General features: G+C 68.7%; 24 protein-coding genes. 11 read left to right on the top strand and 13 right to left on the bottom strand.

Translation table 11 applies throughout. From position 1 onward, the window contains the following. Positions 1-89: 89 nt before the first annotated feature. Entirely contained in the window at positions 90-1,007 is a 918-nt protein-coding gene (gene lpxL / locus UUA_RS14460) for an LpxL/LpxP family Kdo(2)-lipid IV(A) lauroyl/palmitoleoyl acyltransferase (protein WP_235605884.1), read from the bottom strand. Between the two features lie 126 nt (positions 1,008-1,133). Between lpxL and waaA the strand changes: the two genes are divergently transcribed. Continuing rightward, positions 1,134-2,399 carry a lipid IV(A) 3-deoxy-D-manno-octulosonic acid transferase gene (gene waaA, locus UUA_RS14455; protein ID WP_039954146.1) on the top strand — a complete coding sequence of 422 codons (1,266 nt, stop codon included), beginning with the start codon at positions 1,134-1,136 and terminating at the stop codon, positions 2,397-2,399. Between the two features lie 63 nt (positions 2,400-2,462). Here the strand turns inward: waaA and UUA_RS14450 are convergent, their stop codons facing one another. Both UUA_RS14450 and UUA_RS14445 read right to left on the bottom strand, forming a co-directional pair. Then, the gene (locus UUA_RS14450) at positions 2,463-3,764 is read right to left on the bottom strand and encodes a TolC family outer membrane protein (protein WP_008438149.1); all 1,302 of its coding nucleotides are present in this window, start codon (positions 3,762-3,764) and stop codon (positions 2,463-2,465) included. Positions 3,765-3,798: 34 nt separating this feature from the next. After that, positions 3,799-4,458, bottom strand: coding sequence for a protein-L-isoaspartate O-methyltransferase family protein (locus UUA_RS14445; protein ID WP_008438148.1), 660 nt, complete (start codon positions 4,456-4,458; stop codon positions 3,799-3,801). 268 nt (positions 4,459-4,726) lie between these two features. On the opposite strand from UUA_RS14445, the gene UUA_RS14440 reads away from it, so the two are divergent. Next, positions 4,727-5,374: a TetR/AcrR family transcriptional regulator gene (locus tag UUA_RS14440; protein WP_008438147.1), complete on the top strand. Its 648-nt coding sequence runs from the start codon at positions 4,727-4,729 to the stop codon at positions 5,372-5,374. A 131-nt stretch (positions 5,375-5,505) separates the two neighbouring features. Further along, positions 5,506-6,102, top strand: a complete 597-nt coding sequence (locus UUA_RS14435; protein WP_008438146.1) for a ferritin-like domain-containing protein — start codon at positions 5,506-5,508, stop codon at positions 6,100-6,102. 36 nt (positions 6,103-6,138) lie between these two features. Here UUA_RS14435 and UUA_RS14430 read toward each other — a convergent pair whose 3' ends face one another. Next, a complete protein-coding gene (locus UUA_RS14430) occupies positions 6,139-7,155 on the bottom strand; it encodes a zinc-binding alcohol dehydrogenase family protein (RefSeq protein WP_008438145.1) in 1,017 nt (338 codons plus the stop codon). Between the two features lie 192 nt (positions 7,156-7,347). Here UUA_RS14430 and UUA_RS14425 point away from each other — a divergent pair, with 192 nt between their 5' ends. Further along, a complete protein-coding gene (locus tag UUA_RS14425; RefSeq protein WP_008438144.1) occupies positions 7,348-8,370 on the top strand; it encodes a DUF2333 family protein in 1,023 nt (340 codons plus the stop codon). Between the two features lie 69 nt (positions 8,371-8,439). Here UUA_RS14425 and ppa read toward each other — a convergent pair whose 3' ends face one another. From ppa to UUA_RS14395, 6 genes are all read right to left on the bottom strand, one after another. Next, on the bottom strand, positions 8,440-8,979 hold the full coding sequence (ppa, locus tag UUA_RS14420; protein WP_008438143.1) for an inorganic diphosphatase: 540 nt from the start codon (positions 8,977-8,979) through the stop codon (positions 8,440-8,442). A gap of 95 nt (positions 8,980-9,074) precedes the next feature. Next, on the bottom strand, positions 9,075-9,929 hold the full coding sequence (locus UUA_RS14415) for a 2OG-Fe(II) oxygenase (RefSeq protein ID WP_008438142.1): 855 nt from the start codon (positions 9,927-9,929) through the stop codon (positions 9,075-9,077). A gap of 116 nt (positions 9,930-10,045) precedes the next feature. Then, a complete protein-coding gene (locus UUA_RS14410; protein ID WP_238533033.1) occupies positions 10,046-12,130 on the bottom strand; it encodes a prolyl oligopeptidase family serine peptidase in 2,085 nt (694 codons plus the stop codon). Between the two features lie 207 nt (positions 12,131-12,337). Beyond that, on the bottom strand, positions 12,338-14,410 hold the full coding sequence (locus UUA_RS14405) for a sodium-translocating pyrophosphatase (RefSeq protein WP_008438140.1): 2,073 nt from the start codon (positions 14,408-14,410) through the stop codon (positions 12,338-12,340). A gap of 161 nt (positions 14,411-14,571) precedes the next feature. Next, a complete protein-coding gene (locus UUA_RS14400) occupies positions 14,572-15,009 on the bottom strand; it encodes an RcnB family protein (RefSeq protein ID WP_008438139.1) in 438 nt (145 codons plus the stop codon). Between the two features lie 157 nt (positions 15,010-15,166). Further along, positions 15,167-16,444: a 6-phosphofructokinase gene (locus UUA_RS14395; RefSeq protein ID WP_008438138.1), complete on the bottom strand. Its 1,278-nt coding sequence runs from the start codon at positions 16,442-16,444 to the stop codon at positions 15,167-15,169. Positions 16,445-16,635: 191 nt separating this feature from the next. Between UUA_RS14395 and UUA_RS14390 the strand changes: the two genes are divergently transcribed. The 6 genes from UUA_RS14390 to UUA_RS14365 all read left to right on the top strand — a co-directional run bounded on the left by UUA_RS14390 (position 16,636) and on the right by UUA_RS14365 (position 21,976). Then, positions 16,636-17,220, top strand: a complete 585-nt coding sequence (locus UUA_RS14390) for an adenylate kinase (protein WP_008438137.1) — start codon at positions 16,636-16,638, stop codon at positions 17,218-17,220. A 36-nt stretch (positions 17,221-17,256) separates the two neighbouring features. Then, positions 17,257-18,702: a UDP-N-acetylmuramate:L-alanyl-gamma-D-glutamyl-meso-diaminopimelate ligase gene (gene mpl / locus UUA_RS14385; RefSeq protein ID WP_008438136.1), complete on the top strand. Its 1,446-nt coding sequence runs from the start codon at positions 17,257-17,259 to the stop codon at positions 18,700-18,702. Between the two features lie 46 nt (positions 18,703-18,748). After that, complete coding sequence (locus tag UUA_RS14380) at positions 18,749-19,357, top strand: LON peptidase substrate-binding domain-containing protein (protein WP_008438135.1); 609 nt, start codon at positions 18,749-18,751, stop codon at positions 19,355-19,357. A 47-nt stretch (positions 19,358-19,404) separates the two neighbouring features. Then, positions 19,405-20,223 (top strand): SDR family oxidoreductase, encoded by an 819-nt coding sequence (locus UUA_RS14375; protein WP_008438134.1) that lies wholly within the window; start codon positions 19,405-19,407, stop codon positions 20,221-20,223. A 73-nt stretch (positions 20,224-20,296) separates the two neighbouring features. After that, entirely contained in the window at positions 20,297-21,532 is a 1,236-nt protein-coding gene (locus tag UUA_RS14370; RefSeq protein ID WP_008438129.1) for an acetylornithine/succinylornithine family transaminase, read from the top strand. A gap of 24 nt (positions 21,533-21,556) precedes the next feature. Then, complete coding sequence (locus UUA_RS14365; RefSeq protein ID WP_008438128.1) at positions 21,557-21,976, top strand: VOC family protein; 420 nt, start codon at positions 21,557-21,559, stop codon at positions 21,974-21,976. Between the two features lies 1 nt (position 21,977). On the opposite strand, the gene hemL is transcribed toward UUA_RS14365, so the two are convergent. Both hemL and thiE read right to left on the bottom strand, forming a co-directional pair. Then, positions 21,978-23,258, bottom strand: coding sequence for a glutamate-1-semialdehyde 2,1-aminomutase (gene hemL, locus UUA_RS14360; RefSeq protein ID WP_008438126.1), 1,281 nt, complete (start codon positions 23,256-23,258; stop codon positions 21,978-21,980). Beyond that, entirely contained in the window at positions 23,255-23,893 is a 639-nt protein-coding gene (gene thiE / locus UUA_RS14355) for a thiamine phosphate synthase (RefSeq protein ID WP_008438124.1), read from the bottom strand. The genes hemL and thiE overlap by 4 nt, the downstream gene beginning before the upstream one ends. A 118-nt stretch (positions 23,894-24,011) precedes the next feature. Here thiE and UUA_RS14350 point away from each other — a divergent pair, with 118 nt between their 5' ends. Continuing rightward, complete coding sequence (locus UUA_RS14350) at positions 24,012-24,206, top strand: rubredoxin (protein ID WP_039954144.1); 195 nt, start codon at positions 24,012-24,014, stop codon at positions 24,204-24,206. Between the two features lie 219 nt (positions 24,207-24,425). Here the strand turns inward: UUA_RS14350 and UUA_RS14345 are convergent, their stop codons facing one another. Then, entirely contained in the window at positions 24,426-24,878 is a 453-nt protein-coding gene (locus UUA_RS14345) for a DUF192 domain-containing protein (RefSeq protein WP_425476917.1), read from the bottom strand. Between the last annotated feature and the right edge of the window lie 207 nt (positions 24,879-25,085).

The raw sequence follows: 25,085 nt of genomic DNA, 5'->3' as shown, positions 1-25,085 counted from the left end.
ACTCGAATGCGGGGCGGGTCGGCGGAGTCGACCCGGGCCCCGTAGATGGCGCAATTTTCGGCGCGCCAGGCTTTCACCCGGCTTACGGATCAGTAGATCGCGGGTGCGCCAGGCGGGCGGGTCTTGAAGCGCTTGTGCACCCACAGATACTGCTCGGGCGCTTCGCGCACCATCTGCTCGATGCAGGCGTTGACGCGGGCGGTGTCGGCTGCCGCGTCGGTGCCGGGGAAGCCGTCCAGTGGTGCGCCGAGGCGCAGCGCGTAGCCCCCGCCATCCGGCAGGCGGCGATGGAAGAACGGGATCACCAGCGCGCCGGACATGCGCGCCAGGTGATGGGTGGCGGTGATGGTGGCCGCCGGCACGCCGAAGAACGGCACGAACACCGTGTCCTTGCTGCGCATGTCCTGGTCCGGCGCGTACCACAGCGTGCCGCCGCCGCGCAGGTACTTCACGGTGCCGCGGAGGTCGTCCTTCTCGAACATCGCGTCGGCGTAGTCCAGTCGTGCGCGCAGCACCGCCCACTCGAACACGGCCGAGTCCATCCGCCGGTACATGCCGGCGATGCGGATGCGCTGCGAGACCAGCCGCGCACACAGCTCCAGGTGCGAGAAGTGCCCGCCGACCAGCAGCACGCCCTTGCCCTGCGCGCGTGCCGCGGCGAGGTGTTCCAGCCCCTCGATGCGGGTCGGGATGGCAGCCATGCGGCGGTCGCTGCCCATCCAGCCCAGCGCGAACTCCACCAGCATCAGGCCGATGTCGCGCAGGTTCGCGTCGACCAGTGCGGCACGCGCGGCGGCATCGAGCTCGGGAAAGCACAACGCGATGTTCGCCGCGGCGATGCGCCGGCGCTCGGAGGGAACCCGCCGCACCAGCGCGCCCAGCCGCCGGCCCAGCCACATCAGCGCGCGCTGCGGCAGCCGCGCGATCAGCCAGATCGCGCCCACACCCAGCCACGCCGGCCAGTGGCGCGGCGCAAGCAGCGAACGGGTGAAGGTGGGGCGGGGCATGCCGGGCATCGTGCGCATTGTAGTGGAGGCCGCCAGCCGGCACCGCGCCGCGACGGCATGCCGCGTGCGCGGCGGTGGCGGCGCGCGCTCTCGTATACTGCCGCGCTGGACTGACGGGCCCCCACGTTGCGTTATCTCTATACCCTCGCGATGTATCTGGCGACACCGCTGCTGGTGCTGCGGCTGCTCGCGCGCGGCGTGCGTTCGCGGCCATACCACTGGCGTTGGCCGGAGCGCTTCGGTTTCTTCGACCCGCCCGGTTTCCGCGGCAGCCTGTGGGTGCATGCGGTGTCGGTGGGCGAGGTGAACGCGGCCGAGCCGTTGATCAAGGCGCTGCGGCGCGACTACCCGAACGCGCCGCTGGTGATCACCACGGTCACGCCGACCGGTACCGCACGCGTGCAGCAGTTGTTCGGCGACAGCGTGTTCCACGTCTACCTGCCGTACGATCTGCCGTACTCGGTGGGCCGCTTCCTGAAGAAGATCCGGCCGCGGCTGGCGCTGATCGTGGAAACCGAGATCTGGCCGAACCTGTACTTCGCCTGCCGCCGGCGCGGCATTCCGCTGATGATCGTCAATGCGCGGCTGTCGGAGCGCTCGCTGCGCGGCTACAAGCCGTTGCGCGGGCTGCTGCGCTCGGCGCTGCGCTGCGTGCGGCTGATCGCCGCGCAGTCGCGCACCGATGCGGCCCGCTACCGCCTGCTCGGGGCCGCCCCGGAGCAGGTGCTGGTCACCGGCAACATGAAGTTCGACATGCCGATCCCCGACGGCGCGGTGGCCGAGGGCGCCACCATGCGCGGGCACTGGGGGCCGCGGCGGCCGGTGTGGATCGCGGCCAGCACCCACGAGGGCGAGGAACTGGCGGTGCTGGAGGCGCACCTGCAGGTGCTGAAGCGCCTGCCTGACGCGCTGCTGCTGCTGGCGCCGCGCCACCCGGAACGCTTCAAGCTGGTCGAACACACGGTGCGCAGCCTGGGCTTCACGGTCGCTACGCGCAGCCTCGAAGGCGTGCCGTCGGTCGCGCACCAGGTGTTCGTGATCGACGCCATGGGGCAGCTGATGCCGTTCTTCGCGGCCTCCGACCTGGCCTTCGTCGGCGGCAGCCTGGTGCCGATCGGCGGCCACAACGTGCTGGAGCCAGCGGCGCTGTCGGTGCCGGTGCTGGTGGGGCCGCACACCTTCAACTTCGAGGAGATCACCCGCAGCCTGATCGGGGAAGGCGGCGCCGAGCGCGTGGCGGATGCCGCACGGCTGGGGCCGGCCGCGCTGAAGCTGTTGCTCGATGCGGCCGCGCGCGCGCGCATGGGGCAAGCTGCACAGCGCGTGTTCGAGCGCGAACGCGGCGCGGTGCAGCGGGTCATGCGGCTGATCGACGCCCTGCTGCAGGAATGACCGGCCGGAAAACGGCACGGCCGGGCGTGGGCCCGGCCGTGCTTGCGTGCAACGCGTGGCGGTTTACTGCAGCAGCGCGTTGATCTCCTCGATGTCCTTGAGCTCGGCGGTGCCGGCGGTCTGCCTGAGCAGCAGCTTGTTCAGGATGAACTGATGGCGGGCCTGCGAGTAGCTGCTCTCCGAGGAGGTCAGGACCTGGATCGCCAGCAGCACGTTGGTCATTGTCTGGGTGCCCACCTCGAAGCCGGCACGGGTCGCCTCCAGCGCCTTGCGGCCCGACTCCACCGAGGCCTTGGCCGATTCCACCTGGGCGATGCCGGCGATCACCGAGCGGTAGTAGTTGAGCGTGTCGCGCACCACCTGGCGGCGCTGCGCTTCCAGCGCGTCGGTGGCGGCGTCGCGCTGGTAGATCGACTGGCGTACGCGCGACTGGGTGAAGCCGCCGGAGAAGATCGGCACGTTCAAGGTCAGGCCGATGGTGGTCGAGGCCGGGTCGCGGTAGCGTGCGCCGGCATTGCTGTCCGACCAGCCGGCACCCTTGCCGTAGCTGACGCCGGCGGTGATCGTCGGCAGGTGGCCGGCGCGCGCGGCGCTGATGTTGTGCTGCGCCGTCTGCACGTTGTACTTCTGGGTGAGCAGGTTGGGGTTGGTCTCCAGCGCCTGCTTGACCCAGCTGTCCTGGTCGGCTGGTGTCGGCGGCTGCATCGGCAGGTCGTCGCGCAGCTTTTTCAGCTCGCCGGCCGGCTTGCCGGTGACCTGGGTGAGCGCCTCGCGGGCGTCGTTGAGCGCATTCTGCGCGGCGATGGTCTGCGACTTGGCCGCCTCGTAGTAGGCCTTGGCCTGGTACACGTCGGTGATCGCCGAGAGGCCGACCTTGAAGCGCTGGTCGGACTGCTCGTACTGCTGGCGGAAGGCATCCTCGTTGGCCCTGGCGTAGGTCAGCTCGTCCTCGCTGGTGAGCACGCCGAAGTAGGCCGCGGCCACGCGCCCGTAGAGCTCCTGCGCCGCGGCCTGGTACAGCTCGTCCTGCGCATCGGAGGCCGAGTGGGCGGCCTTGAGGTTGGCGTACTTGCTGAAGTCGAGCACGGTCTGGCTGAGCGTGCCGTTGATCGAGCGCGTGCGGCTGTGGCCGATCTGGTTGCCGCCGTTGATCTGGTTGAGGCTCATGCTGGCGCCGATCTGCGGCAGCAGCAGCGCGCGCGCCTGGTCCACCCCCTCGGCGGTGGCCAGGCGGGTGGCGTCGGCCTGCGACAACACCGGATCGTTGGCGCGCGCATCGCGATAGGCATCGAGCAGATCCTCGCCGTGACCGGGCAGCGAGACGGCAGCCAGGGCCAGGGCAAGGGTAAGCAGCTTCAAACGCATGGGGTGCCTCGTGAGGATCGGTGCGGGGGCGGAGTCAGAACACGAACCGCGGTGGCGGCTCGGCGTGGGTCAGGTAGGGCAGATCGGTTTCGAACAGGGTTTCTTCGCGATAGCGGCCGGCGCCCTCATGGGTGAGCAAGGCAGCCTGCTGCACCGGCGACAGGCCGCGAATCACCAGTGCGCGCGCACCGGGCTTGAGCCAGTCCAGCCAGCGCGACGGCACCGCATGTACCGCGCCGGTCACCACCAATGCGTCGAACAGGCCGTCGGGTTGCCACTCGCGCACCGCCTCGCCGGTGGCCAGTATCGCATTAGTGACGCCGGCGGCCTGCAGGCGCTGCGTGGCGGCGGCGGTGAAATCGGCGTGGATGTCGACACTGGTCACCTGCCCGCCAAGGCCGGCCAGGCAGGCGGTGAGGAAGCCCGAGCCGGTGCCGATCTCCAGCACGCGGTCGGTGGGCGCCAGCTCCAGCGCCTGCAGCACGCGGCCTTCCACCACCGGCTTCATCATCACCTCGCCGTGGCCCAGCGGCAGGCACAGATCGGCGAACGCCAGCTGGCGATGCTGGGCGGCGACGAAATCCTCGCGGCGCACGCGGCCGAGCACCTCCAGTACGCGGCCGTCCAGTACTTCCCACGGGCGCACCTGGTTTTCCACCATGTTCACCCGCGCCTGTTCGATATTCATCACCATCTGCCGTGTCCCGTGGGGAGCGAAAAAAGACCAGAAAGGATAAGCGCTGGCGCCCGCCTCGACAACGACGCTCCGGGGTGCTGGCAAGCCTGACGGTTGCCTGCGGGGCCACGAAGTGCCGGAAGTCACCGCGGCGCGCTGACATTCGTCATGGTGTCCGGCGCACAGACGGCGGACACTGACGGCGTTGGCGTCGTTCTGGAAATAATTGAACCGTTGCGTATAATAAAGCTTGGCTATTTCTTTGTGAAGGCGTGAAGGTGGTGGCATGAACAGCGCGCAGGTCAAATCCCAGGGCCCCGGCCGCCCGAAGGACATGGAGAAGCGTGCGGCGATCCTGTCGGCGGCGAAGGCCCTGTTCATCCGCAACGCGTTTGCCGGCACCAGTATGGACGCGATCGCCGCGGACGCGGGCGTGTCCAAGCTCACCGTGTACAGCCATTTCGGTGACAAGGACAACCTGTTCCGCGAGGTGATCCGCTCGCGCATCCAGGACTTGCTGCCGGAAGAGACCTACTTCTTCGATCCCACTGCCGACATCCGCGACACCCTGCTGCGGGTGGCGCTGACCCACGCCCACCTCGACTGCAACGCCGAGACCGTCGGCACCTTCCGCGCCATCCTCAGCGATTGCCGCCAGGGCAACCCTCGCTACGGCAAGCTGATCTGGGAAGAGGGTGCGGCGCGTACGCATGGCCTGATGGAACGGCTGCTGCAGCAGGCGATTGACGCCGGCCAGCTCGACATCGACGACGTGGTGCGCGCCAGCGGGCAGTTCCTCAGCCTGATCAAGGGCAACCTGATGATGCGCCAGATGTTCGGCTGCACCGACTGTGCGGAGAGCTACGCCGAGGAGATCGAGAGCACCGCGCGGGCCGGCGTCGCGATGTTCCTGCGTGCCTATCAGCCGCGCTGAGCCGGTATCGGCGAAACGAGCCGGGTGAAGTCCTCTTCACCTGGCTTTTTCATGCGCGTTCCTAGGCTGACCGGACTTCCGACGGCATCGGCACGCTCGCCGCTGCCCATCCGTGCCCGCAGGAGCAAGCCATGGCCAAGACCAAGCCGTTCGTCAGCGACATCGAGAACATCCGCAAGCGTGCGCGCCAGGATATCGACAAGGGCGCGATAACGGCGGGTTACCGCGCCGATCGCGGAACGGTGGTCAAGTTGCTCAACCATGCGCTGGCCACCGAAATCGTCTGCGTGCTGCGCTACAAGTACCACTACTACATGGCTTCGGGCATCCACTCGCAGGCGATCAAGGCCGAGTTCCTGCAGCACGCAAACGAGGAGCAGGGCCACGCCGACCTGATCGCCGAGCGCATCACCCAGCTCGACGGCAAGCCGAACCTGTCGCCGGAAGGCCTGCTCAGCCGCAGCCACTCCGACTATGTCGAGGGTGAGGACATCGTCGACATGATCAAGGAGGATCTGGTCGCCGAGCGCATCGCGATCGACAGCTACCGCGAGATGATCGCCTACATCGGCACCGACGACCCGACCACGCGCCGCGTGCTGGAAGGCATCCTGGCGATGGAGGAAGAGCACGCCGAGGACATGAACACGCTGCTGGAGCAGCTCGGCAAGAAGGGTGAGCCGGCCAAGCCTTCGCCCGCCGGGAAGGCCGCGGGCAAGCGCAGCTGAGCGACTGCCGGCGCGGCGCACGCCGCCGGCGCGGGATCACCAGCCGGCCAGCACCAGCTTGCCGATCGTGCGGCCCGACTCCAGCCGGCGGTGCGCCTCGCGCAGGTTCGCCGCGTTGATCGGCGCCAGCGTCTCGGTGCGCGTGCCGCGCAATTCGCCGGTATCGATCAGCGCGGCGACCCGTTCGAGGATGCGGCCCTGCTCGGCCATGTCGGGCGTGTTGAAACGCGCGCGGGCGAACATGAATTCCCAGTGGATGCCGATGCACTTGGCCTTGTACGGATCGCCGACCCTCAGCGCGCCGGCCGGTTCCACGATCAGGCCCACGTGGGCTTGCGGCGCCAGCAGCTGGCCGACCGCGTCCCAGTAGTGGTCGGTGTCGGCGAGGTTGAGCACGGCGTCGACCTGGTTGAAACCCAGCGCCTCCAGCTGCAGTGCCAGCGGGTGGCGATGATTCGCCACATGGTGTGCACCCATCGTGCGGCACCAGTCGGTGGTTTCGCCGCGCGAGGCGGTGGCGATCACCGTGAAGCCCGCGCGCCGCGCCAGCTGGATGGCGATCGAGCCCACGCCGCCGGCGCCGCCGATGATCAGCAGCGACTTGCCTTCGCCGCCATCCTCGCTGTCGAACGGCATGCGCTGGAACAGCAGCTCCCACGCGGTCAGTGCGGTCAGCGGCAGCGCCGCCGCCTCGGCCAGGTCCAGCGAGCGCGGCGCATGGCCGGCCAGGCGCGCGTCGACCCGCTGGAACTGCGCGTTGCTGCCGGGGCGGGTGACGTCACCGGCGTAGTACACGCGGTCGCCCGGCCGGAAACCATCGACCGCGTCGCCGGTCGCCTCCACCACCCCGGCGGCGTCGTAGCCGAGCACCTTCGGCTGCGTCTCGATCTGCGGCTTGGGCGAGCGGATCTTGGTGTCGACCGGATTCACCGAGACCGCCTCCACGCGTACCAGCAGGTCATGCTCACCCGGCGTCGGCGGCGGCAGTTCGATGTCGAACAACGACTGCGGATCGTCGATCGACAGGTAGCGGGTGAGCGCGACGGCTTTCATGCGGCAACTCCTTTGAGGCTTCGAAGGCCGCCCTTGCTTCCTCCGCAGGGAGGGCGGGCAGGCGACCTCGCCTGCGATCGTACGCCCCGGCGGCGTGACGGGACGGTGCCGGCGTCGGCTCCGGCTCGGCGCTGGTCACGCGGCGCCACGCCGAGCCTGTAAGCTTGGCCCATTCCCCGCAGGAGCCGCGCGATGCAGACCCCGGATACTTCAAACTCCTCGCGTCACGGTATCCGCCACGCCATCCTGGCATTGCTCGCGCTGCTGGTGCTGGGCGTGGCGGCGCTGATGTGGTGGTGGGACACCGAGCCGGCGTTGTTCGATCCGGTGGCGGTGACCCAGGCTCAGCTGCAGGAGCTGAAGCGGCCGGTCAGCACCGGCGCGACCACCACCGCCACCCTGATCGCCTCGGTGCGCACGCTGCTGGACAAGCGCGGCGGCTACCTCAGCAACGACAAGCTGCCGCCCGGCGTGCTGATGGACAACATCCCCAACTGGGAATTCGGCTCGCTGACCGCTTCGCGCGACCTGGTGCGTGCGCTGCGCAACGACTTCAGCCGCTCGCAGACGCAGTCGACCGAGGACAAGGACCTGGCCGAGGCCGACCCGCTGCTCAACAGCCCGAACGACCGCTGGCTGCTGCCCAGCTCGGAAAGCCAGTACCGCAAGGCGATCAGCCGTCTGGACGGCTATCTGCAACGGCTCGGCGACGCCGACGACAGCAACGCGCACTTCTACGCGCGCGCCGACAACCTGGCTGACTACCTGCAGCTGGCTTCGGCGCGGCTGGGTTCGCTGTCGCAGCGGCTGTCGGCCAGCGTGGGCCAGATCCGCATCGGCGAGGTGGCCAGCGCCGATGAGCCGGCCGCCGCCGGCACGGTGGCCGCTTCCGGCGGCGGCCGCCTGGTGAAGACGCCGTGGACGAAGATCGACGACAACTTCTACGAGGCCCGCGGCTACACCTGGACGCTGCTGGAACAGCTCAAGGCGTTCCGCCAGGACTTCGGCCCGATCCTGCGCTCCAAGCACGCCGACGTCAGCCTGGACCAGGTGATCCGCGAGCTGGAGGAGGCGCAGCGCCCGCTGCACAGCCCGATGGTGCTGAACGGCTCGCCGTTCGGCTTCTTCGCCAACCACTCGCTGGTGATGGCGAACTACGTGTCGCGCGCGAACGCGGCGCTGATCGACCTGCGCGAACTGCTCAGGCGCGGCTGAGCACATGAACGACAAACCCCGCCGAGGCGGGGTCTGTGTGTGTGCGGATACTTTTGGTTCGCGACAGGCTCAGCCGCTGATGGCGTCCTGGTAGCGCTGGAAGCCGGCGAGGATCTCGGCCTTCGCCTCATCGGCGCCGACCCAGCCGTCCACCTTCACCCACTTGCCCTTCTCCAGGTCCTTGTAGTGCTCGAAGAAGTGGCCGATGCGCTCCAGCCAGTGCGGCGAGACGCCCTTCATGTCGTTGATGTGCGCATAGCCGGGGAACACCTTCGGCGAGGGGATCACTACCAGCTTCTCGTCGCTGCCGGCCTCGTCGGTCATCTTCAGCATGCCGACCGGGTGGCAGCGGATCACCGAACCGACCGCCAGCGGCAGCGGCAGGATCACCACCGCGTCCAGCGGGTCGCCGTCGCCGCCCAGGGTGCGCGGCACGTAGCCGTAGTTGCACGGGTAGCGCATCGGGGTGGACAGGATGCGGTCCACGAAGATCGCACCCGACTCCTTCTCCACCTCGTACTTGACCGGCTCGGCGTCCTTGGGGATCTCGATGATGACGTTGATTTCTTCCGGCACGTTGCGACCGGCGGAGACGAGGTGCAGACCCATGGACTGTCCTTGGCGATGAAGGGGAAAAGAGGGTCCGCAAGGATACGCCAAACGCTGCTGCGATGCAGCAGCGGCGGGCTTCACTGCGCCAGCGTTCAGGCCTTCGTCGGCCTCCGGTAGGGCCGCTCGCGCAGCCATTTGGTGGCGATCCACTTCTCGCCCTCGAGCACCGGCAGGCCGGCATGCAGCGAGCTGCAGTCGCCGCCCTCGTAGGCGAAATACACCGCCGCGCCGCGTCGTGCGGTGACGGTGAGGCCGAGCGCGGGGAACGCCGTGCCGCCGCCCCGCGCGGGTGTGTTCAGGTACATCACCACGCTGGCGATGCGCTGCCCGCCGACCGCGGTGATCGTTTCGTAACCCGGTTGGTCCGGGTCGAACCAGTCGAAGTGCGGCTCGTACGCCTGCCCCGGCAGGTAGTGCAGGATCTGCAGCCCCTCGCCGTGGCTCGCCGGCACGTCGAGCAGGGCGGCCACGCGCCGTTCGATGCGGCCAACCAGCGGCACTTCGTCCAGGGTGAAGAACATGCCCTCGCTGGTGCGCCGCCGGTCCACCTGCTGGCGGCCCTCGCTGTCGACGGTGAGCGCACGCTGGAGGCGCGGCCGCGCCAGCGCGATCAGTTCGTCGCATTCCCGAGCGCTGAGGATGTTCTCCAGCACCCGCAGTGCCGGCGCGTCGACGCTGAGCGAGACGCCGATGGCGTGCCCGTCGGCGCGGACTTCGGGCGCCCCGGGATGCTTCGGGCGCAGCCCCGGCGGCGACCCGCTGGCGGTGCTGGCCGGCAGCGTCGCCAGCGGCAGCTTCAGCACCTCGGCGACGATGCTGCGGCTCTGCCGCGGGTCGTAGCCGTGCTCCTTCATCAGCTTCAGCACCTCCGGCACGCCGTGGCCGGCGCGCGTGGTGGCGAGGATCCACTCGCGCAGTTCGTGGCTGATGGTGGTGCGTGAGTGCATGGCAAGAAACAAGGTGGCGGAACGCCAGAGCTTACTTCAGAGCCTGTCGATGGCCACCGCCATACGACGCGAGCCGGCAAATGCCGGCTCGCGGGTGCTGCACCATGGTGGATCGGCTACTTCAACTGGTCCCACAGAAAGTCGTAGGCCATCGCATGCATGTGGGCGGACTGCTGGTTGTCCGCGCCGGCGCCGTGGCCGCCTTCCAGGTTCTCGTAGAACCACACGTTGCGGTGACCCTGCGCCTGCATCTTCGCCGCCATCTTGCGCGCCTGCACCGGGCCGACGCGGTCGTCGCTGGTGGCGGTGTAGAACAGCACCGGCGGGTAGCGGCCGTCCTTGCTCACGTTCTGGTACGGCGAGAAGGTCCGGATGAAGTTCCAGTCGGCCGTGTCCGGGTTGCCGTATTCGGCCATCCACGAGGCACCGGCGGACAGGTGGATGTAGCGCTTCATGTCCAGCAGCGGCACCTCGCAGGCGATCGCGCCGAACAGCTGCGGGTATATGGTGAGCATGTTGCCCATCAGCAGGCCGCCATTGCTGCCGCCTTCGGCGCCCAGGTGCTGCGCCGAGGTGACGCCGCGCTTCACCAGGTCCTCGGCCACCGCGGCGAAATCCTCGTAGGCGCGCGGACGGTTCGCCTTCAGCGCGGCCTGGTGCCACTGCGGGCCATATTCGCCGCCGCCACGGATGTTGGCGATCACGTAGACGCCGCCGCGCTCGAGCCAGGCGCGGCCGACGCTGCCGCTGTAATACGGCTGCAGCGAGACCTCGAAGCCGCCGTAGCCGTACAGCAGGGTGCGGTTGCTGCCGTCGAGCTTGATGCCCTTCGGCGCGATCTCGAAGTACGGTACGCGGGTGCCGTCCTTCGACTGCACGAAATGCTGGCTGACCGCGAACTTCGAAGCGTCGAAGAACGCCGGCGCCTGCTTGACCGTCTGCGCCGCCGCCTCGCCGAGCACGCCGCGTTCCAGCGACGACGGCGCCAGGAAACCGGTCACGTCGAGCCAGTACTCGTCGCTGTGGTCCGGGTCGGTGTCGACCACGCTGACCGTGCTCATCGCCGGCGCGCCCGGCATCGCCGCACGCTTCCAGTCCCCGTCGGGCATCGCCATCTGCGGCGGGGTCAGCACCTCCAGTCGGCTCTTGACGTCGTCCATCAGGTTGAGGATCAGGTGGTTCTTCGTCCAGGCGTAGGCATCCAGCGAGGTATGCGCGTCGGGCTGGAACAGCACGGTGAACTGGCGCTTGCCGGCCATGAAGCCGTCGAACGGCGCGGCCAGCAGCACACCGGCAGGGTAGGTGGTGCCGTCCACCGTCCACGGCGAGCGGGTGCGCACCAGCAGCCAGTCGCGATGCGCTTCGGCTTCCGCGTCGGCCGGCACCTCGACGCGGGCCAGCTTGTCCCCGAGGCGCTGGTACAGATCGCTGTGATAGAAGTCCCGGGCGACAGAAACGAAGTCGCGCTCGTAGCCTGGCGTGCGGTCATGGTGCGCGCTGACCGCCAGGTCGCTCGGCTTGCCCTCGTACACGGTGGTGGCTGCGGTCAGCGGCGTGCCGCGCTTCCACTCCTTGGCGATGCGCGGGTAGCTCGACTCGGTCATCGAGCCGGGGCCGAAGTCGGTGCCGACGTAGAGGGTGTCCTCGTCGATCCAGTCGACCTCGCTCTTGGCCACCGGCAGGACGAAGCCGTCCTTCACGAACGCCTTGTGCGGGATGCTGAATTCGCGCACGGCCACGGCGTCGCCGCCGTCCGGCGACAGCGAGACCAGGCAGCGCTCGTACGCCGGCTTCAGGCACCGCACGCCCTTGAACACCCAGCGCTTGCCCTCGGCCTGGTTCAAGGCGTCGAGGTCCAGCAGCAGCTCCCATGCCGGCTCGGCCTTGCGGTACTCGGCCAGCGTGGTGCGCCGCCAGATGCCGCGCGGATGCGCCTTGTCGCGCCAGAAGTTGTACAGGTGGTCGCCCATGCGGTTGACGTAGGGAATGCGCGCCTCCGAGTCGAGCACCTCGAGGATGCGGTCGCGGGTGCGGGCGAACTCGGCGTTGTCGACGAACCGCTTCGCGGCCGCCGCGTTCTGCTGTTTCACCCAGTCCAGTGCGCGCTCGCCGTGGATGCCCTCCAGCCACAGGAACGGGTCGTCGCTGGCGGAAGTGGCGGCCGGAGCGGGGCTGGTATCGCGGGCGTGGCTGTCGTTCATGCCCGCCAGTGTGACGCCGAGCGCCAGCGTCAGCCAGACTGCCTTCATCGTGTATCCCCAGGTGTGCGGCTGGATGTGGGCGCGGCCTGCCCCGCCGAGCGTAGCCGGGCTTGGCCGGCCACCGCCCGTGACTAAAGTCAGGCGCGCGGGCTGAAAACAGAAATCCCGCCACGCGGGCGGGATTTCTGCGAGAGACGAAGCCGCGGCTTACAGCAGCGGAATCATCAGTAGCGCCACGATGTTGATGATCTTGATCAGCGGGTTCACCGCGGGGCCGGCGGTGTCCTTGTACGGGTCGCCCACGGTGTCGCCGGTGACCGCGGCCTTGTGCGCCTCCGAGCCCTTGCCGCCGTGGTGGCCGTCCTCGATGTACTTCTTCGCGTTGTCCCAGGCGCCGCCGCCGGTGGTCATCGAGATGGCCACGAACAGGCCGGTGACGATGGTGCCGATCAGCACGCCGCCGAGCGCCTTGGGGCCCAGCAGTAAGCCGACCACGATCGGCACGGCGACCGGCAGCAGCGACGGCACGATCATCTCGCGGATCGCCGAGCGGGTCAGCATGTCCACCGCGCGCGAATATTCCGGCTTGCCGGTGCCCTGCATGATGCCGGCGATGTCGCGGAACTGGCGACGCACTTCCTCCACCACCGCGCCGGCGGCGCGGCCCACCGCCTCCATCGCCATCGCGCCGAACAGGTAGGGGATCAGGCCGCCGATCAGCAGGCCGATGATCACCATGTGGTCGGACAGGTCGAAGGTCAGCGGGGTATACGTGGTGCCCGCGGCCACCGCCTTGGCCTGCGCGGCGACGTCGAGGTTGTGCGTGTAGTCGGCGAACAGTACCAGCGCAGCCAGCGCGGCCGAACCGATCGCGTAGCCCTTGGTCACCGCCTTGGTGGTGTTGCCGACCGCGTCCAGCGGGTCGGTCACGCCGCGCACTTCCGGCGGCAGATCGGCCATCTCGGCGATGCCGCCGGCGTTGTCGGTGATCGGGCCATAGGCGTCCAGCGCCACGATCATGCCGGCCATCGACAGCATGGCAGTGGCGGCGATCGCGATGCCGTACAGGCCACCCTGGCTGTAGGCGCCCCAGATCGCCGCGCAGATCACGATCACCGGCATCGCGGTCGACTTCATCGACACGCCGAGGCCGGCGATGATATTGGTGCCGTGGCCGGTGGTGGACGCCGCCGCGATGTGCTGCACCGGCTTGTACTGGGTGCCGGTGTAGAACTCGGTGATCCACACGATCAGGCCGGTCAGCACCAGGCCGATCAGCGCGCAGTGGAACAGCGCGTGGCTGGAGATGACGCTGCCGTCGCCGGCGCTCAGGCCCTGCGGCAGCAGGCTGCCGGTGACGAACCAGAACGCGACCGCCGAGAGCACCGCCGATACGATCACACCCTTGTACAGCGCGCCCATGATCGAGCCGCCGGCTTTCACCCGGACGAAGAAGGTGGCGATGATCGAGGCAATGATCGACACGCCGCCGAGCAGCAGCGGGTACAGCACCGCCGCCAGGCTGTCGGTGAAGGTCAGCCCGGCCAGCAGCATGGTGGCGATCACCGTCACCGCGTAGGTCTCGAACAGGTCGGCGGCCATGCCGGCGCAGTCGCCCACGTTGTCGCCGACGTTGTCGGCGATCACCGCCGGGTTGCGCGGGTCGTCCTCGGGGATGCCGGCCTCGACCTTGCCGACCAGGTCGGCGCCGACGTCGGCGCCCTTGGTGAAGATGCCGCCGCCCAGGCGCGCGAAGATCGAGATCAGCGAACTGCCGAAGGCGAGGCCGACCAGCGCGTGCAGGGCGGCTTCGCCGGTGACGCCGAAGTGGCCGAGCGCCAGCCAGTAGCCGGCCACGCCGAGCAGGGCCAGGCCGACCACCAGCATGCCGGTGATCGCGCCGCCGCGGAACGCCACGTCCATCGCCGCGCCGAGGCCGCTGCGCGCCGCCTCGGCGGTGCGCACGTTGGCACGCACCGAGACATTCATGCCGATGTAGCCGGCCGCGCCGGACAGCACCGCGCCAAGCAGGAAGCCGATCGCGGTCGGCCAGGTGAGGAAGAAACCGATCAGCAGCAGCAACACCACGCCGACCAGGCCGATGGTGGTGTACTGGCGGTTGAGGTAGGCGCGCGCGCCTTCCTGGATGGCCGCGGCGATCTCCTGCATCCGTTCGTTGCCCGGCGATTTCGCCAGGATCCAGCGCGCGGACAGCGCGCCATACAGAACCGCCACTACCGCACACGCAACGACGATCCACCAGCCATACTGCTGCAGCATCGGAGCCTCCCCATGGGTTGTAAGTGGCCGTCCGGAACGGGCGGTCCCGGGGAGTATAGGCAGAGGCGGCGGCGCAGGCCGTTGTGCGGCGCAGCGCCGCGCATCAATGAAAAGGGCCATGCACGGATGCATGGCCCCGGATCGTTCGCCTCGGTGCGGATTTACCGCAGCGCGTAGTCCAGGATGATGCCGGTGGCGATCGCGACCAGCAGGTAGTCATTGTTCGCGCGCACCCAGTGATAGCCGCGCGGCGGCGGGTGCAGGCGGTAATGGCGGTAGTCGCGCACCACGTAGCTCGGGCCGTAGTAGCGGTGACCGCGTTCCCAGCGATGGGGGTGCGCCGGGTAATAGCGCGGACCGGCGTAGCGGTAGTCGCGATGGTCGTAACCATGGCTACGGTCGTCATGGCGGCGATGGTCGCGGCGCCAGTCGCCATGGCGGCGGTCGTCGTGCCAGCGGCGGCCGTCGTGATGACGGTCGTAGCCACGGTCATGACCGTGCCGGCCATAATCATCCGGGCCGGGGCCCGGGGCGGCCAGCGCGAGGCTGCCGGTGGTAAGCAGGGCGAGGGCGATGAGCAGGCGGTGGACGAGTTTCATCTCGGGTCTCCTCCCGTGGCAGGTCGTGGCCGCACAGCGCGGCGATCGACCCGGGCAGGATGGAGCGTAGGAAGTTACGACTGAACAGAACCCGATCCCGGCAGCCGGGTTTCAGGTGGTGCTCAGCATGGTGAAACCCGTCACGGGAAGGGTGGGCTCAGCGCCGGAATGCCGCCAGCCTGTTCGCCACCGCCACGTTCTTCAGTCGCACGTAGCGCGGCAGCCCGTCCTTGCCGTAAGGCAGCGGGGCTTCGCCGCGGATCAGCGGTGCCAGGTACCGGCGGGCGGCGGCGGTGATGCCGAAACCGTCGCGGCTGATGAAGTTTTTCGGCATCTTCTTTTCGCGGTTGGCGATCTTCGCCAGCGCAGCGGGTTTGATCTTCCAGCGGTACGGTGTATCGGACGTGCGCACGATCACCGGCATCACCGCGTTCATCCCGGCCAGCGCGTAGTCGACCGCGGCCTTGCCCACGGCGTAGGCCTGCTCCGCGTCGACCTGCGAGGCGGCATGCCGCGCCGAGCGCTGCAGGTAGTCGGGCAGCGCCCAGTGGTACTTGTAGCCGAGCTGCTCCTTCACCAGCGCCGCCAGCACCGGCGCCACGCCGCCGAGCTGGGCGTGGCCGAACGCGTCACGGGTGCCGGCCTCGGCGAGGAACTGGCCGGCCGCGTTGCGCACGCCCTCGGAGGCGACCACCGTGCACCAGCCGACGCGCTCGACGGTGGCTTTCACCTTGGCCAGAAAGGCGGCCTCGTCGAATGCGTTCTCGGGAAACAGGATGAGGTGCGGCGCTGCGTCCGCGCCTTCGCCGGCCAGGCCCGCAGCGGCGGCGATCCAGCCGGCGTGACGGCCCATCACTTCCAGGATGAACACCTTGGTCGAGGTCTCGGCCATCGAGGCCACGTCGAGGCTGGCCTCCAGCGTGGATATGGCGGTGTACTTCGCCACCGAGCCGAAGCCGGGGCAGCAGTCGGTGACGGCCAGGTCGTTGTCCACCGTCTTCGGCACGCCGATGCAGCGGATGTCGTAGCCGAGTGCCTTGCCGATCTGCGACAGCTTCAGCGCGGTGTCGGCCGAGTCGTTGCCGCCGTTGTAGAGGAACCAGCGGATGTCGTGGGCGCGGAACACCTCGATCAGCCGCTCGTACTCGGCGCGGTTCTCCTCCAGCGACTTCAGCTTGTAGCGGCACGAGCCGAACGCGCCACCGGGCGTGTGGCGCAGCGCGGCGATCGCGGCAGCCGATTCCTTCGAGGTGTCGATCAGCTCCTCGCGCAGCGCGCCGAGGATGCCGTTGCGCGCGGCGTAGACCTTCACGCCCTTGCCGCGGGCGGCCTCGATCACGCCGGCGGCGGTGGCGTTGATCACGGCGGTGACACCGCCGGACTGGGCGTACAGCAGGTTGCCGGCGATGGCGGGTGAACGGCGGTTCGGGCTCATGGGATCCTCGGTCAGGCAGCGGGGTGGTTGGCCACGGTCGTCGGCAAATCTTTTCTGCAACAGGTACTTGGCCGAATGCGACGAAGGTCGCTGTTTGACGGCACCCGGTGCAGCGGCTAATTTGACAGGCAATTCCGTGCATCGGGCAGGCGGCTGCAACATGCGGCGGCCTGCCGAACTTGTGGAGCATTATGCGACTCGTCCTACTTGGTGCGCCCGGCTCGGGCAAAGGTACGCAGGCGACCCGGCTGAAGACGGCGCTGGGCGTTCCGCATATCTCGACCGGCGACATGCTGCGCGCCGCCGTCGCCGCCGGCACCGCGATGGGACTCAAGGCCAAGGCGGTGATGGACGCCGGCCAGCTGGTTTCCGATGACATCCTGCTCGGCATGCTGGAAGAACGCCTGGCCCAGGCCGACGCGAAGGCCGGCTTCATCCTCGACGGCTACCCGCGCAACCTGGCCCAGGCCGACGCGCTCGACCACTTGCTGGCCAAGCTCGGCCAGCCGCTGGATGCGGTGGTGAAGCTGGATGTGCCGGACGCGGCGATCATCAAGCGCGTCGAAATCCGCTTCAAGGCGGAAGGCCGCGCCGACGACAACCCGGATACCGTGCGCAAGCGCCTCGCCATCTATGCCGAGCAGACCGCGCCGGTGGCGGATTTCTACGCCAGCCGCGGCAAGCTGCAGGTAGTGGATGGCGTCGGCGAACTGACCGAGGTCACCGCGCGGATCGAGCGCGCACTGCAGAACGAAGCCGCCGCCGCGAACGGCTGAGCCCGCTTCCCGCTCCCGGCAAGGGAATCGCTCACCATGCGTCTGCACATCCTCGGTATTTGCGGCACCTTCATGGGCGGGCTCGCCGCGCTCGCGCGCGAGCTGGGCCACGCAGTCGAAGGCTCCGATGCCAACGTCTATCCGCCGATGAGCACCCAGCTGGAGGCGCTCGGCATCGGACTGATGAGCGGCTACACCGCCGAGCATCTGCAGCCGGCCCCCGATCTCGTTGTGGTCGGCAATGCGATGAGCCGCGGCAACCCGGCCGTCGAGTACATGCTCGATGCGCGTCTGCGCTACATCTCCGGCCCGCAATGGCTGGGCGAGACGGTGCTGGCTGACCGCGACGTGCTGGCCGTGGCCGGTACCCACGGCAAGACCACCACCACCAGCCTGCTGGCGCATCTGCTGGAGAGCGCGGGGCTCGCGCCGGGCTTTTTGATCGGCGGGGTGCCGGGCAACTTCGGCGTTTCCGCGCGGTTGGGGGGCAGCTCGGGACACACAAGCCCCGGGCCCTCATCCGGCGCTGCGCGCTCCCTTCCCCCGGAGGGGGAAGGGAGTGTCGTGCCGCCGGTGGCGGCGCCATTTGTGATTGAAGCGGACGAGTACGACACCGCGTTCTTCGACAAACGCTCGAAATTCGTGCATTACCGCCCGCGCATTGCGATCCTCAACAACCTCGAATACGACCACGCGGACATCTTCCCCGACGTGGCCGCGATCCAGCGCCAGTTCCATCATCTGGTGCGCACCGTGCCGGGCAACGGCCGGCTGATCGTCAACGCGCACGACGAGCGCCTGGCCGAGGTGCTGGCGATGGGCTGCTGGACGCCGGTGGAAAGCTTCGGCATCGGCATCGGTGACTGGCAGGCGGAACTGATCGAGGCGGACGGCAGCGCGTTCAGGGTGATGCGCCACGGCGAAGCCATGGGCGAGGTGCGCTGGTCGCTGCTCGGCCAGCACAGCGTGATGAACGCGCTGGCCGCGCTCGCCGCGGCGGCTGCCGCCGGCGCCGATCCGCAAGCGTTGCTGCCGGCCTTCGCCAGCTTCGAGAGCGTGAAGCGGCGGATGGAACTGGTCGGCGAGGTGAACGGCGTGCGCGTCTACGATGACTTCGCCCACCACCCCACCGCGATCGCCACCACCCTGGCCGGACTGCGCGCGAAGGTGGGCGACGCGCGCATCCTGGTGGCGTTGGAGCCACGTTCCAACTCGATGCGCCAGGGCGCGCACGCCGAGGCGCTGGCGCCGTCGCTGGCCGACGCCGATGCGGTGGTGTTCCTGCATCGCCCCGAGTTGTCGTGGGACGCTGGCCGGATCACCGCGGCGCTGGGCGGCCGCGGCGCCACGGCGCCGACGGTCGATGCGCTGATTGCCGCGCTGCGCGCACAGGCACGGGCGGGCGACCAGGTGATCTTCATGTCCAACGGCGGTTTCGAGGCGGCGCCGCGCCGTTTCGTGGAAAGCCTGCGGCAGGCCTGAGCCGGTCGCCGCAGACCGGGGCGCCGGCTCTGGGTACACTCGCCGGATGGTCGCCCAATCCCAGTCGCCGCTCGTCGAGATGCCGCTGTTTCCGCTGGCCTCGGTGCTGTTTCCCGGCAGTCAGCTGCAGCTGCGCATCTTCGAGCCGCGCTATCTCGACCTGGTGCGTGAATGCGCGCGGCACGGCACCGGTTTCGGCGTCTGCCTGATCCTGGAGGGCAAGGAAGTGGGTGAGCCGGCGCTGCCGGCGGCGATCGGCACCATCGCGCGGATCAGCGATTTCCACCGCGGCGACGATGGCCTGCTCGGCATCGTCGCCGAAGGCGGCTCGCGTTTTCGCGTGGCACGCAGCCGGGCACGCGTCGACGGCCTGCTGCGCGGCGACGTGGAGGTCTGGCCGGACGAGCCGGAGCAGCCGGTGCCGGTGGAGTTCGCCCTGCTGCAGACCATCCTGGAGCGGTTGATCGAGACGATGGCGCCGCAATGGCGCGATGCACCGCGCAGCGCCTACGACGACTCCAGCTGGCTGGGCTTCCGGCTGGCTGAGCTGCTGCCGCTGGACGCCGGCGAACAGCAGCGCATGCTCGAACTGCCTGATCCGGTGCAACGGCTGGCCGAACTGCGCGACATCCTGCCGCGCTTCCAGAAGCCGTGAGCCCGGCGGGTTCTACACTGAACACTTTATTCGACGGAGCAACGCGCATGACCGACCTTGCCGGCAAGACCCTGTTCATCAGCGGTGCCTCGCGGGGCATCGGCCTGGCGATTGCGCTGCGCGCCGCGCGCGACGGCGCCAACATCGTGATCGCGGCCAAGAGCGGCATGCCGAATCCGAAGCTGCCCGGCACCATCCACACCGCGGCGGCGGAGGTCGAGGCGGCCGGCGGCAAGGCGCTGGCGCTGCAGGTGGACATCCGCGAGGAGGCTCAGGTGGTGGCCGCCGCGGCGCAGGCGGCCGAGCGTTTCGGTGGCATCGACGTGGTGGTCAACAACGCCAGTGCGATCTGGCTGGCCGGCACCGAAGGCACGCCGATGAAGCGCTTCGACCTGATGCAGCAGGTCAACACCCGCGGCACCTTCCTGGTCACCCAGGCCTGCCTGCCGTACTTGAAGAAAGCGGCCAATCCGCATGTGCTGATGTTGTCGCCGCCGCCCAGCCTCGACCCGAAATGGTTCGCGCCGCATACCGCCTATACCATCGCCAAGATGGGCATGAGCCTGTGCGTGCTGGGCATGAGCCCGGAGTTCGCGCCGCTGGGCATCGCGGTGAACGCGCTGTGGCCGCGCACGGTGATCGCCACCGCGGCGATCGGCATGATCGACGGCGTGAAGGCCGAGCACTGCCGCAAGCCGGAGATCGTGGCCGACGCCGCCCACGCTATCCTGACCCGCCCGGCGCGCAGCTACACCGGTCATTTCGCGATCGACGAGGAGATCCTGCACGAGGCCGGCGTGAGCGATTTCGACGGCTATGCCGTACAGCCGGGCGCCGCCCTGCTGCCGGATCTCTTCCTCGACTGAAGTCGGCTGTGCCATTGCCCGCACCTGGCGCTAGCATGCGCAACCCTTACCTTTCCCGCGGCCGGAACACCTCATGCCCCACCCTGATGCCACCACCGAAAACCTGATCTCGCTTGGCAAGCGCTATTGGCTGCCGGTGTACAAGCCGCGCGAGTTGGTGCTCGACCATGGCAAGGGCGCGCGGGTGTGGGATACCGAAGGCCGCGACTACGTGGATTTCGGCGCCGGCATCGCGGTGAACGCGCTCGGTCACCAGGATCGGGACCTGCTCGCCGCGCTGACCGCGCAGGCGCACAAGCTGTGGCACAGCAGCAATGTGTTCTACACCGAGCCGCCGCTGCGGCTGGCGGAAGAGCTGGTGCAGGCGAGCGGTTTCGCCGAGCGGGTGTTCCTGTGCAACTCCGGCGCCGAGGCGAACGAGGCGGCGATCAAGCTGGTGCGCAAATGGGCGGCGGCGCAGGGCCGGGCGCCGGAGCGGCGCGTCATCATCACCTTCAAGGGCTCGTTCCACGGCCGTACGCTGGCCACCGTCACCGCCACCGCGCAGCCGAAGTACCAGCAGGGCTACGAGCCGCTGCCGGCGGGTTTCCGCTACCTCGACTTCAACGATGCCGCGGCGCTGGAGGCGGCGTTCGCCGACGGCGACATCGCCGCGGTGATGCTGGAGCCGGTGCAAGGCGAAGGTGGCGTGGTGCCGGCCGCGCCGGGCTTCCTGAAGCGCGTGCGCGAGCTGTGCGACGCGCACGGCGCATTGTTGGTGCTGGACGAGATCCAGTGCGGCATGGGCCGCACCGGCACGTTGTTCGCACACGCGCACGACAATGTCGCGCCGGACATCGTGACCCTGGCCAAGGCGCTCGGCGGCGGTTTCCCGATCGGCGCGATGCTGGCCGGGCCCAAGGTGGCCGAGGTGATGCAGTACGGCGCGCACGGCACCACTTTCGGCGGCAACCCGATGGCCGCCGCGGTAGCGCGCGTGGCGCTGGCCAAGCTGTCCTCGTCGGCGGTGCTGATGAACGTGGAGCGGCAGGCGAACGACCTGCGCGCGGGGCTGGCGCGCATCAACCACGAGCTGCAGTTGTTCTCCGAGGTGCGCGGCCGCGGCCTGATGATCGGCGCGGTGCTGGTCGATGCGTACAAGGGCAAGGCTGGCGCGATCCTCGACCACGCCGCCGCGCATGGCTTGCTGCTGCTGCAGGCGGGGCCGGACGTGCTGCGCTTCGTGCCGCCGCTGACCATCACCGACGAAGAGCTCGCCGATGGCCTCGGGCGCCTGCACGCGGCGTTGAGTGATTTTGCGGCAGGCTGAGGCCGGCCGGTCAGGAGTGTTCCGATGAAATACCTGCACACCATGGTGCGCGTGCGCGACATCGACGCCTCGCTGCGTTTCTATTGCGATGGTCTGGGCCTGCGCGAGGTGCGCCGCATGGAGAACGCCCAGGGCAAGTTCACCCTGGTATTCCTCGCCGCGCCGGACAGCCCCGAGGCCGAGGTCGAACTCACGTACAACTGGGGTTCCACCGAGGGCTACGGCAGCGCGCGCAACTTCGGCCATCTGGCGTTCCGCGTGGAGGACATCTACGCCACCTGCCAGCACCTGATGGACATGGGCTACACCATCCATCGCCCGCCGCGTGACGGCCACATGGCCTTCGTGCGCTCGCCCGACCTGATCTCGATCGAGTTGTTGCAGGAAGGCCACCTGCCGCCGCGCGAGCCGTGGGCGTCGATGCCGAATACCGGCAGCTGGTGAATCAGCCCTTCGCCTCGCACAGGGCGCCGCGAGCGGCTTCCACCGTGTCGGCGATGTCCTGGTCGCTGTGCGCGCTGGACATGAAGCCGGCTTCGAATGCCGATGGCGCCAGGTACACGCCACGCTTCAACATGCCGTGGAAGAAGCGGTTGAACAGCGCGGCGTCCGCCGCCGTCGCCTGCGCATAGCTCTGTACTTTTTCGGCGCTGAAGAACAGGCCGAACATGCCGCCGACGCGGTTGGTGCTGAACGCGATGCCTTCGCCGTCGGCGACTGACTGGAAGCCGTCACAGAGCAGGCGCGTGCGTGCGGCCAGCTGGTCGTGGAAGCCGGGCGCCTGGATCAGCTCCAGCATCGCCAGGCCGGCCGCCATCGCCACCGGGTTGCCGGAGAGCGTGCCAGCTTGGTAGATCGGTCCGCTCGGCGCGATCTGCTCCATCAATTCGCGGCGGCCGCCGTAAGCGCCCACCGGCATGCCGCCGCCGATGATCTTGCCGAAGGTGGTGATATCCGGCGTCACGCCGTAATGCGCCTGTGCGCCGCCCAGCGCCACGCGGAAGCCGGTCATCACTTCGTCGAAGATCAGCAGCGCGCCGTGCTGCGTGCACAGCTCGCGCAGGCCTTGCAGGTAGCCGTCCAGCGGCGGGATGCAGTTCATGTTGCCGGCGACCGGCTCGATGATCAGGCCGGCGATCTCGCTGCCCTGCTCGGCGAACAGCGCCTGCGCTGCGGCGAGGTCGTTGTAGGGCAGGGTGAGCGTGAGGTCGGCATTTGCCTTCGGCACGCCGGGCGAGGTCGGCACGCCGAAGGTCAGCGCGCCGGAGCCGGCCTTGACCAGGAAGCTGTCGCCGTGGCCGTGATAGCAGCCCTCGAATTTCACGATCTTGCTGCGGCCGGTGGCGCCGCGGGCGAGGCGGATCGCCGACATCGTCGCCTCGGTGCCGGAGTTGACCATGCGCACCATCTCGACCGAGGGAACTAGCCGGGTAATCGTCTCGGCCATGGTCACCTCGGCCGGGCAGGGCGTGCCGAACGACAGGCCGTTCTTCACCGCGCGCTCGACCGCTTCGCGCACGGCCGGGTGGTTGTGGCCGACGATCATCGGCCCCCACGAACCGACGTAGTCGATGTAGCGCGTGCCCTCCACGTCCCACAGGTAGGCGCCGTCGGCGCGCGCGGTGAAGAAGGGTTCGCCGCCGACCGACTTGAACGCACGCACCGGCGAGTTCACGCCGCCGGGCATCAACTTCTGGGCGCGCTGGAAGAGGTCGTGGTTGCTCATCGTGCGGATTCTCGATCGGAGGAGTACAGGTCGGCGAAGCGCTGTGCGGCAGCGCGCACGTCGCGGGCGGCGAACACGGCCGTGATGGCGGCCAGGTAATCGGCGCCGGCTTCGACCAGCAAGGCGCCATTGTCCGGCGTGATCCCGCCGATCGCCACCCGCGGCACACCCAACGCGGCGCTTTGCCTCAGCAGCTCGAGCGGAACGCACGGCGCCAGTGGCTTGGTCGGCGAAGGGTAGAACGCGCCGAACGACACGTAGCTGGCGCCGGCGCGTGCGGCAGCCTGTGCGCGCGGCAACGAGCCGTAGCACGACACGCCGACGATCGCCTGTTCGCCCAGCACGGCACGCACGGCAGCGGGATCGTCATCGTCCTTGCCCAGGTGCACGCCGTCGGCGCCTACGGCCTGGGCCAGCGCGATGTCGTGGTCGATGATCAGCGATACGTGATGAGCGCGGCACAGCTGCACGAGCGCCGTCGCTTCGGCGTGGCGCCGCGCTGCGTCGTCGCTCAGGTCGCGGTACTGCAGCAGCCTTGCGCCGCCGGCCAGGGCCTGGGCGACGACGTCGAGCAGGTCGGTGCGCGGCCCGTCGGTGATGGCGTACAGGCCGCCGCCAAGTGGGAGTATTGGCATCTTCAAATCGTCACCTCGCGGGTGGGTGGGGAAGGTAGTGGCATCGTCGTCGCGCTTTCGTATTGTCGGGCGAGTTGCGAGAATGCTCCATTCCTTAGCGATCCGAAGAAACCCGATCATGAGCCAGAGTTCCACCGAAGCCGCCTTGCGCAAATGGATGTGCGTCGTCTGCGGCTACATCTACGACGAAGCCGAAGGCGTGCCCGACGAAGGCATTCCCGCCGGCACCCGCTGGGAAGACGTGCCGGATACCTGGACCTGCCCGGATTGCGGCACGACCAAGGACGATTTCGAGATGATCGTGATCGACTGAACGCCGATCCCTGCCCGCAAACGGCCCGATTCCGTCAGTGCATTGACCGGGCTGGCTGCTTTGATGTTCCTGCGCCGGTCAAGCGGCGCGCCGTATTCAGGAACATCTCATGCGACAGTTCATTCCGTTCGAAGACGACTGGGACGTACTGGAAAACCTGCGTCCCGAGGACCTGATCCCCTATCGTGCCGGCATGCTTGATGCGCCTGGTGCCGTTGTTCAGCGTACCGGCCCGATATCGCCCTCGATCTTCAACACGTCCCCGGGCTTCGCGCCGATGCGCCGCGCTGTGCCGGCAGACAGTTCCAGCACGTAGATCGCCGGCGCGTCGCTGGGGTAGGTCGGGCAAGGGTCGGCCTTGCATGGTGGCACGTCCACCTGCATCGAGACCAGCCGGCGCCCCGCATCGAAGTACAGGATGTCGAGCGGGATCAGGGTGTTCTTCATCCAGAACGCCTGCGGCCCGGTGCGGGGAAACACGAACAGCATGCCGCGGTCGGGCGCCAGCGCGGTGCGCATCATCAGGCCGTGCTGGCGGCTGGCGTCGTCGGTGGCGAGCTCCACCGAAAAACGTTGCCCTTGCAGCTCGACCGCCGCTGCCTTGGATGGTGTGGGAGCAGGGCCCGAGCAACCGGCCAGCAGGAAAAGCATCGGGGCAACCCATCGTTTCATTACAGATGCTCGTTGCGGCGGGGGCATGATGGGCAGTGTAGCGCCGCGGCCGAGCGCTGCTTCCCCGAAAAAAGTGCATGTGCCCCTTCCCAGATGCGTGGCTCGGCGCTATGATTCTCGCCCCTTCGACGACGCGCCCTTTCGCGAAGGTCTCCGCGACACCCCACGCTGAAAGTTTCCTTGCTTCGGGTGTTGACGGTCAAGAAA

It is taken from the genome of Rhodanobacter thiooxydans LCS2 (assembly GCF_000264375.1).
Classification (GTDB): Bacteria; Pseudomonadota; Gammaproteobacteria; order Xanthomonadales; family Rhodanobacteraceae; genus Rhodanobacter; species Rhodanobacter thiooxydans.
This window is presented reverse-complemented; position numbering and strand designations above follow the sequence as displayed.

What these genes read in the sequence shown, in the direction of transcription:
- lpxL (WP_235605884.1), bottom strand. Translation starts at nt 1,007, where the DNA reads ATGCCCCGCCCCACCTTCACCCGTTCGCTGCTTGCGCCGCGCCACTGG.
- UUA_RS14450 (WP_008438149.1), bottom strand. Translation starts at nt 3,764, where the DNA reads ATGCGTTTGAAGCTGCTTACCCTTGCCCTGGCCCTGGCTGCCGTCTCG.
- UUA_RS14445 (WP_008438148.1), bottom strand. Translation starts at nt 4,458, where the DNA reads ATGGTGATGAATATCGAACAGGCGCGGGTGAACATGGTGGAAAACCAG.
- UUA_RS14440 (WP_008438147.1), top strand. Translation starts at nt 4,727, where the DNA reads ATGAACAGCGCGCAGGTCAAATCCCAGGGCCCCGGCCGCCCGAAGGAC.
- UUA_RS14435 (WP_008438146.1), top strand. Translation starts at nt 5,506, where the DNA reads ATGGCCAAGACCAAGCCGTTCGTCAGCGACATCGAGAACATCCGCAAG.
- UUA_RS14430 (WP_008438145.1), bottom strand. Translation starts at nt 7,155, where the DNA reads ATGAAAGCCGTCGCGCTCACCCGCTACCTGTCGATCGACGATCCGCAG.
- UUA_RS14425 (WP_008438144.1), top strand. Translation starts at nt 7,348, where the DNA reads ATGCAGACCCCGGATACTTCAAACTCCTCGCGTCACGGTATCCGCCAC.
- ppa (WP_008438143.1), bottom strand. Translation starts at nt 8,979, where the DNA reads ATGGGTCTGCACCTCGTCTCCGCCGGTCGCAACGTGCCGGAAGAAATC.
- UUA_RS14415 (WP_008438142.1), bottom strand. Translation starts at nt 9,929, where the DNA reads ATGCACTCACGCACCACCATCAGCCACGAACTGCGCGAGTGGATCCTC.
- UUA_RS14410 (WP_238533033.1), bottom strand. Translation starts at nt 12,130, where the DNA reads ATGAACGACAGCCACGCCCGCGATACCAGCCCCGCTCCGGCCGCCACT.
- UUA_RS14405 (WP_008438140.1), bottom strand. Translation starts at nt 14,410, where the DNA reads ATGCTGCAGCAGTATGGCTGGTGGATCGTCGTTGCGTGTGCGGTAGTG.
- UUA_RS14400 (WP_008438139.1), bottom strand. Translation starts at nt 15,009, where the DNA reads ATGAAACTCGTCCACCGCCTGCTCATCGCCCTCGCCCTGCTTACCACC.
- UUA_RS14395 (WP_008438138.1), bottom strand. Translation starts at nt 16,444, where the DNA reads ATGAGCCCGAACCGCCGTTCACCCGCCATCGCCGGCAACCTGCTGTAC.
- UUA_RS14390 (WP_008438137.1), top strand. Translation starts at nt 16,636, where the DNA reads ATGCGACTCGTCCTACTTGGTGCGCCCGGCTCGGGCAAAGGTACGCAG.
- mpl (WP_008438136.1), top strand. Translation starts at nt 17,257, where the DNA reads ATGCGTCTGCACATCCTCGGTATTTGCGGCACCTTCATGGGCGGGCTC.
- UUA_RS14380 (WP_008438135.1), top strand. Translation starts at nt 18,749, where the DNA reads ATGGTCGCCCAATCCCAGTCGCCGCTCGTCGAGATGCCGCTGTTTCCG.
- UUA_RS14375 (WP_008438134.1), top strand. Translation starts at nt 19,405, where the DNA reads ATGACCGACCTTGCCGGCAAGACCCTGTTCATCAGCGGTGCCTCGCGG.
- UUA_RS14370 (WP_008438129.1), top strand. Translation starts at nt 20,297, where the DNA reads ATGCCCCACCCTGATGCCACCACCGAAAACCTGATCTCGCTTGGCAAG.
- UUA_RS14365 (WP_008438128.1), top strand. Translation starts at nt 21,557, where the DNA reads ATGAAATACCTGCACACCATGGTGCGCGTGCGCGACATCGACGCCTCG.
- hemL (WP_008438126.1), bottom strand. Translation starts at nt 23,258, where the DNA reads ATGAGCAACCACGACCTCTTCCAGCGCGCCCAGAAGTTGATGCCCGGC.
- thiE (WP_008438124.1), bottom strand. Translation starts at nt 23,893, where the DNA reads ATGCCAATACTCCCACTTGGCGGCGGCCTGTACGCCATCACCGACGGG.
- UUA_RS14350 (WP_039954144.1), top strand. Translation starts at nt 24,012, where the DNA reads ATGAGCCAGAGTTCCACCGAAGCCGCCTTGCGCAAATGGATGTGCGTC.
- UUA_RS14345 (WP_425476917.1), bottom strand. Translation starts at nt 24,878, where the DNA reads ATGAAACGATGGGTTGCCCCGATGCTTTTCCTGCTGGCCGGTTGCTCG.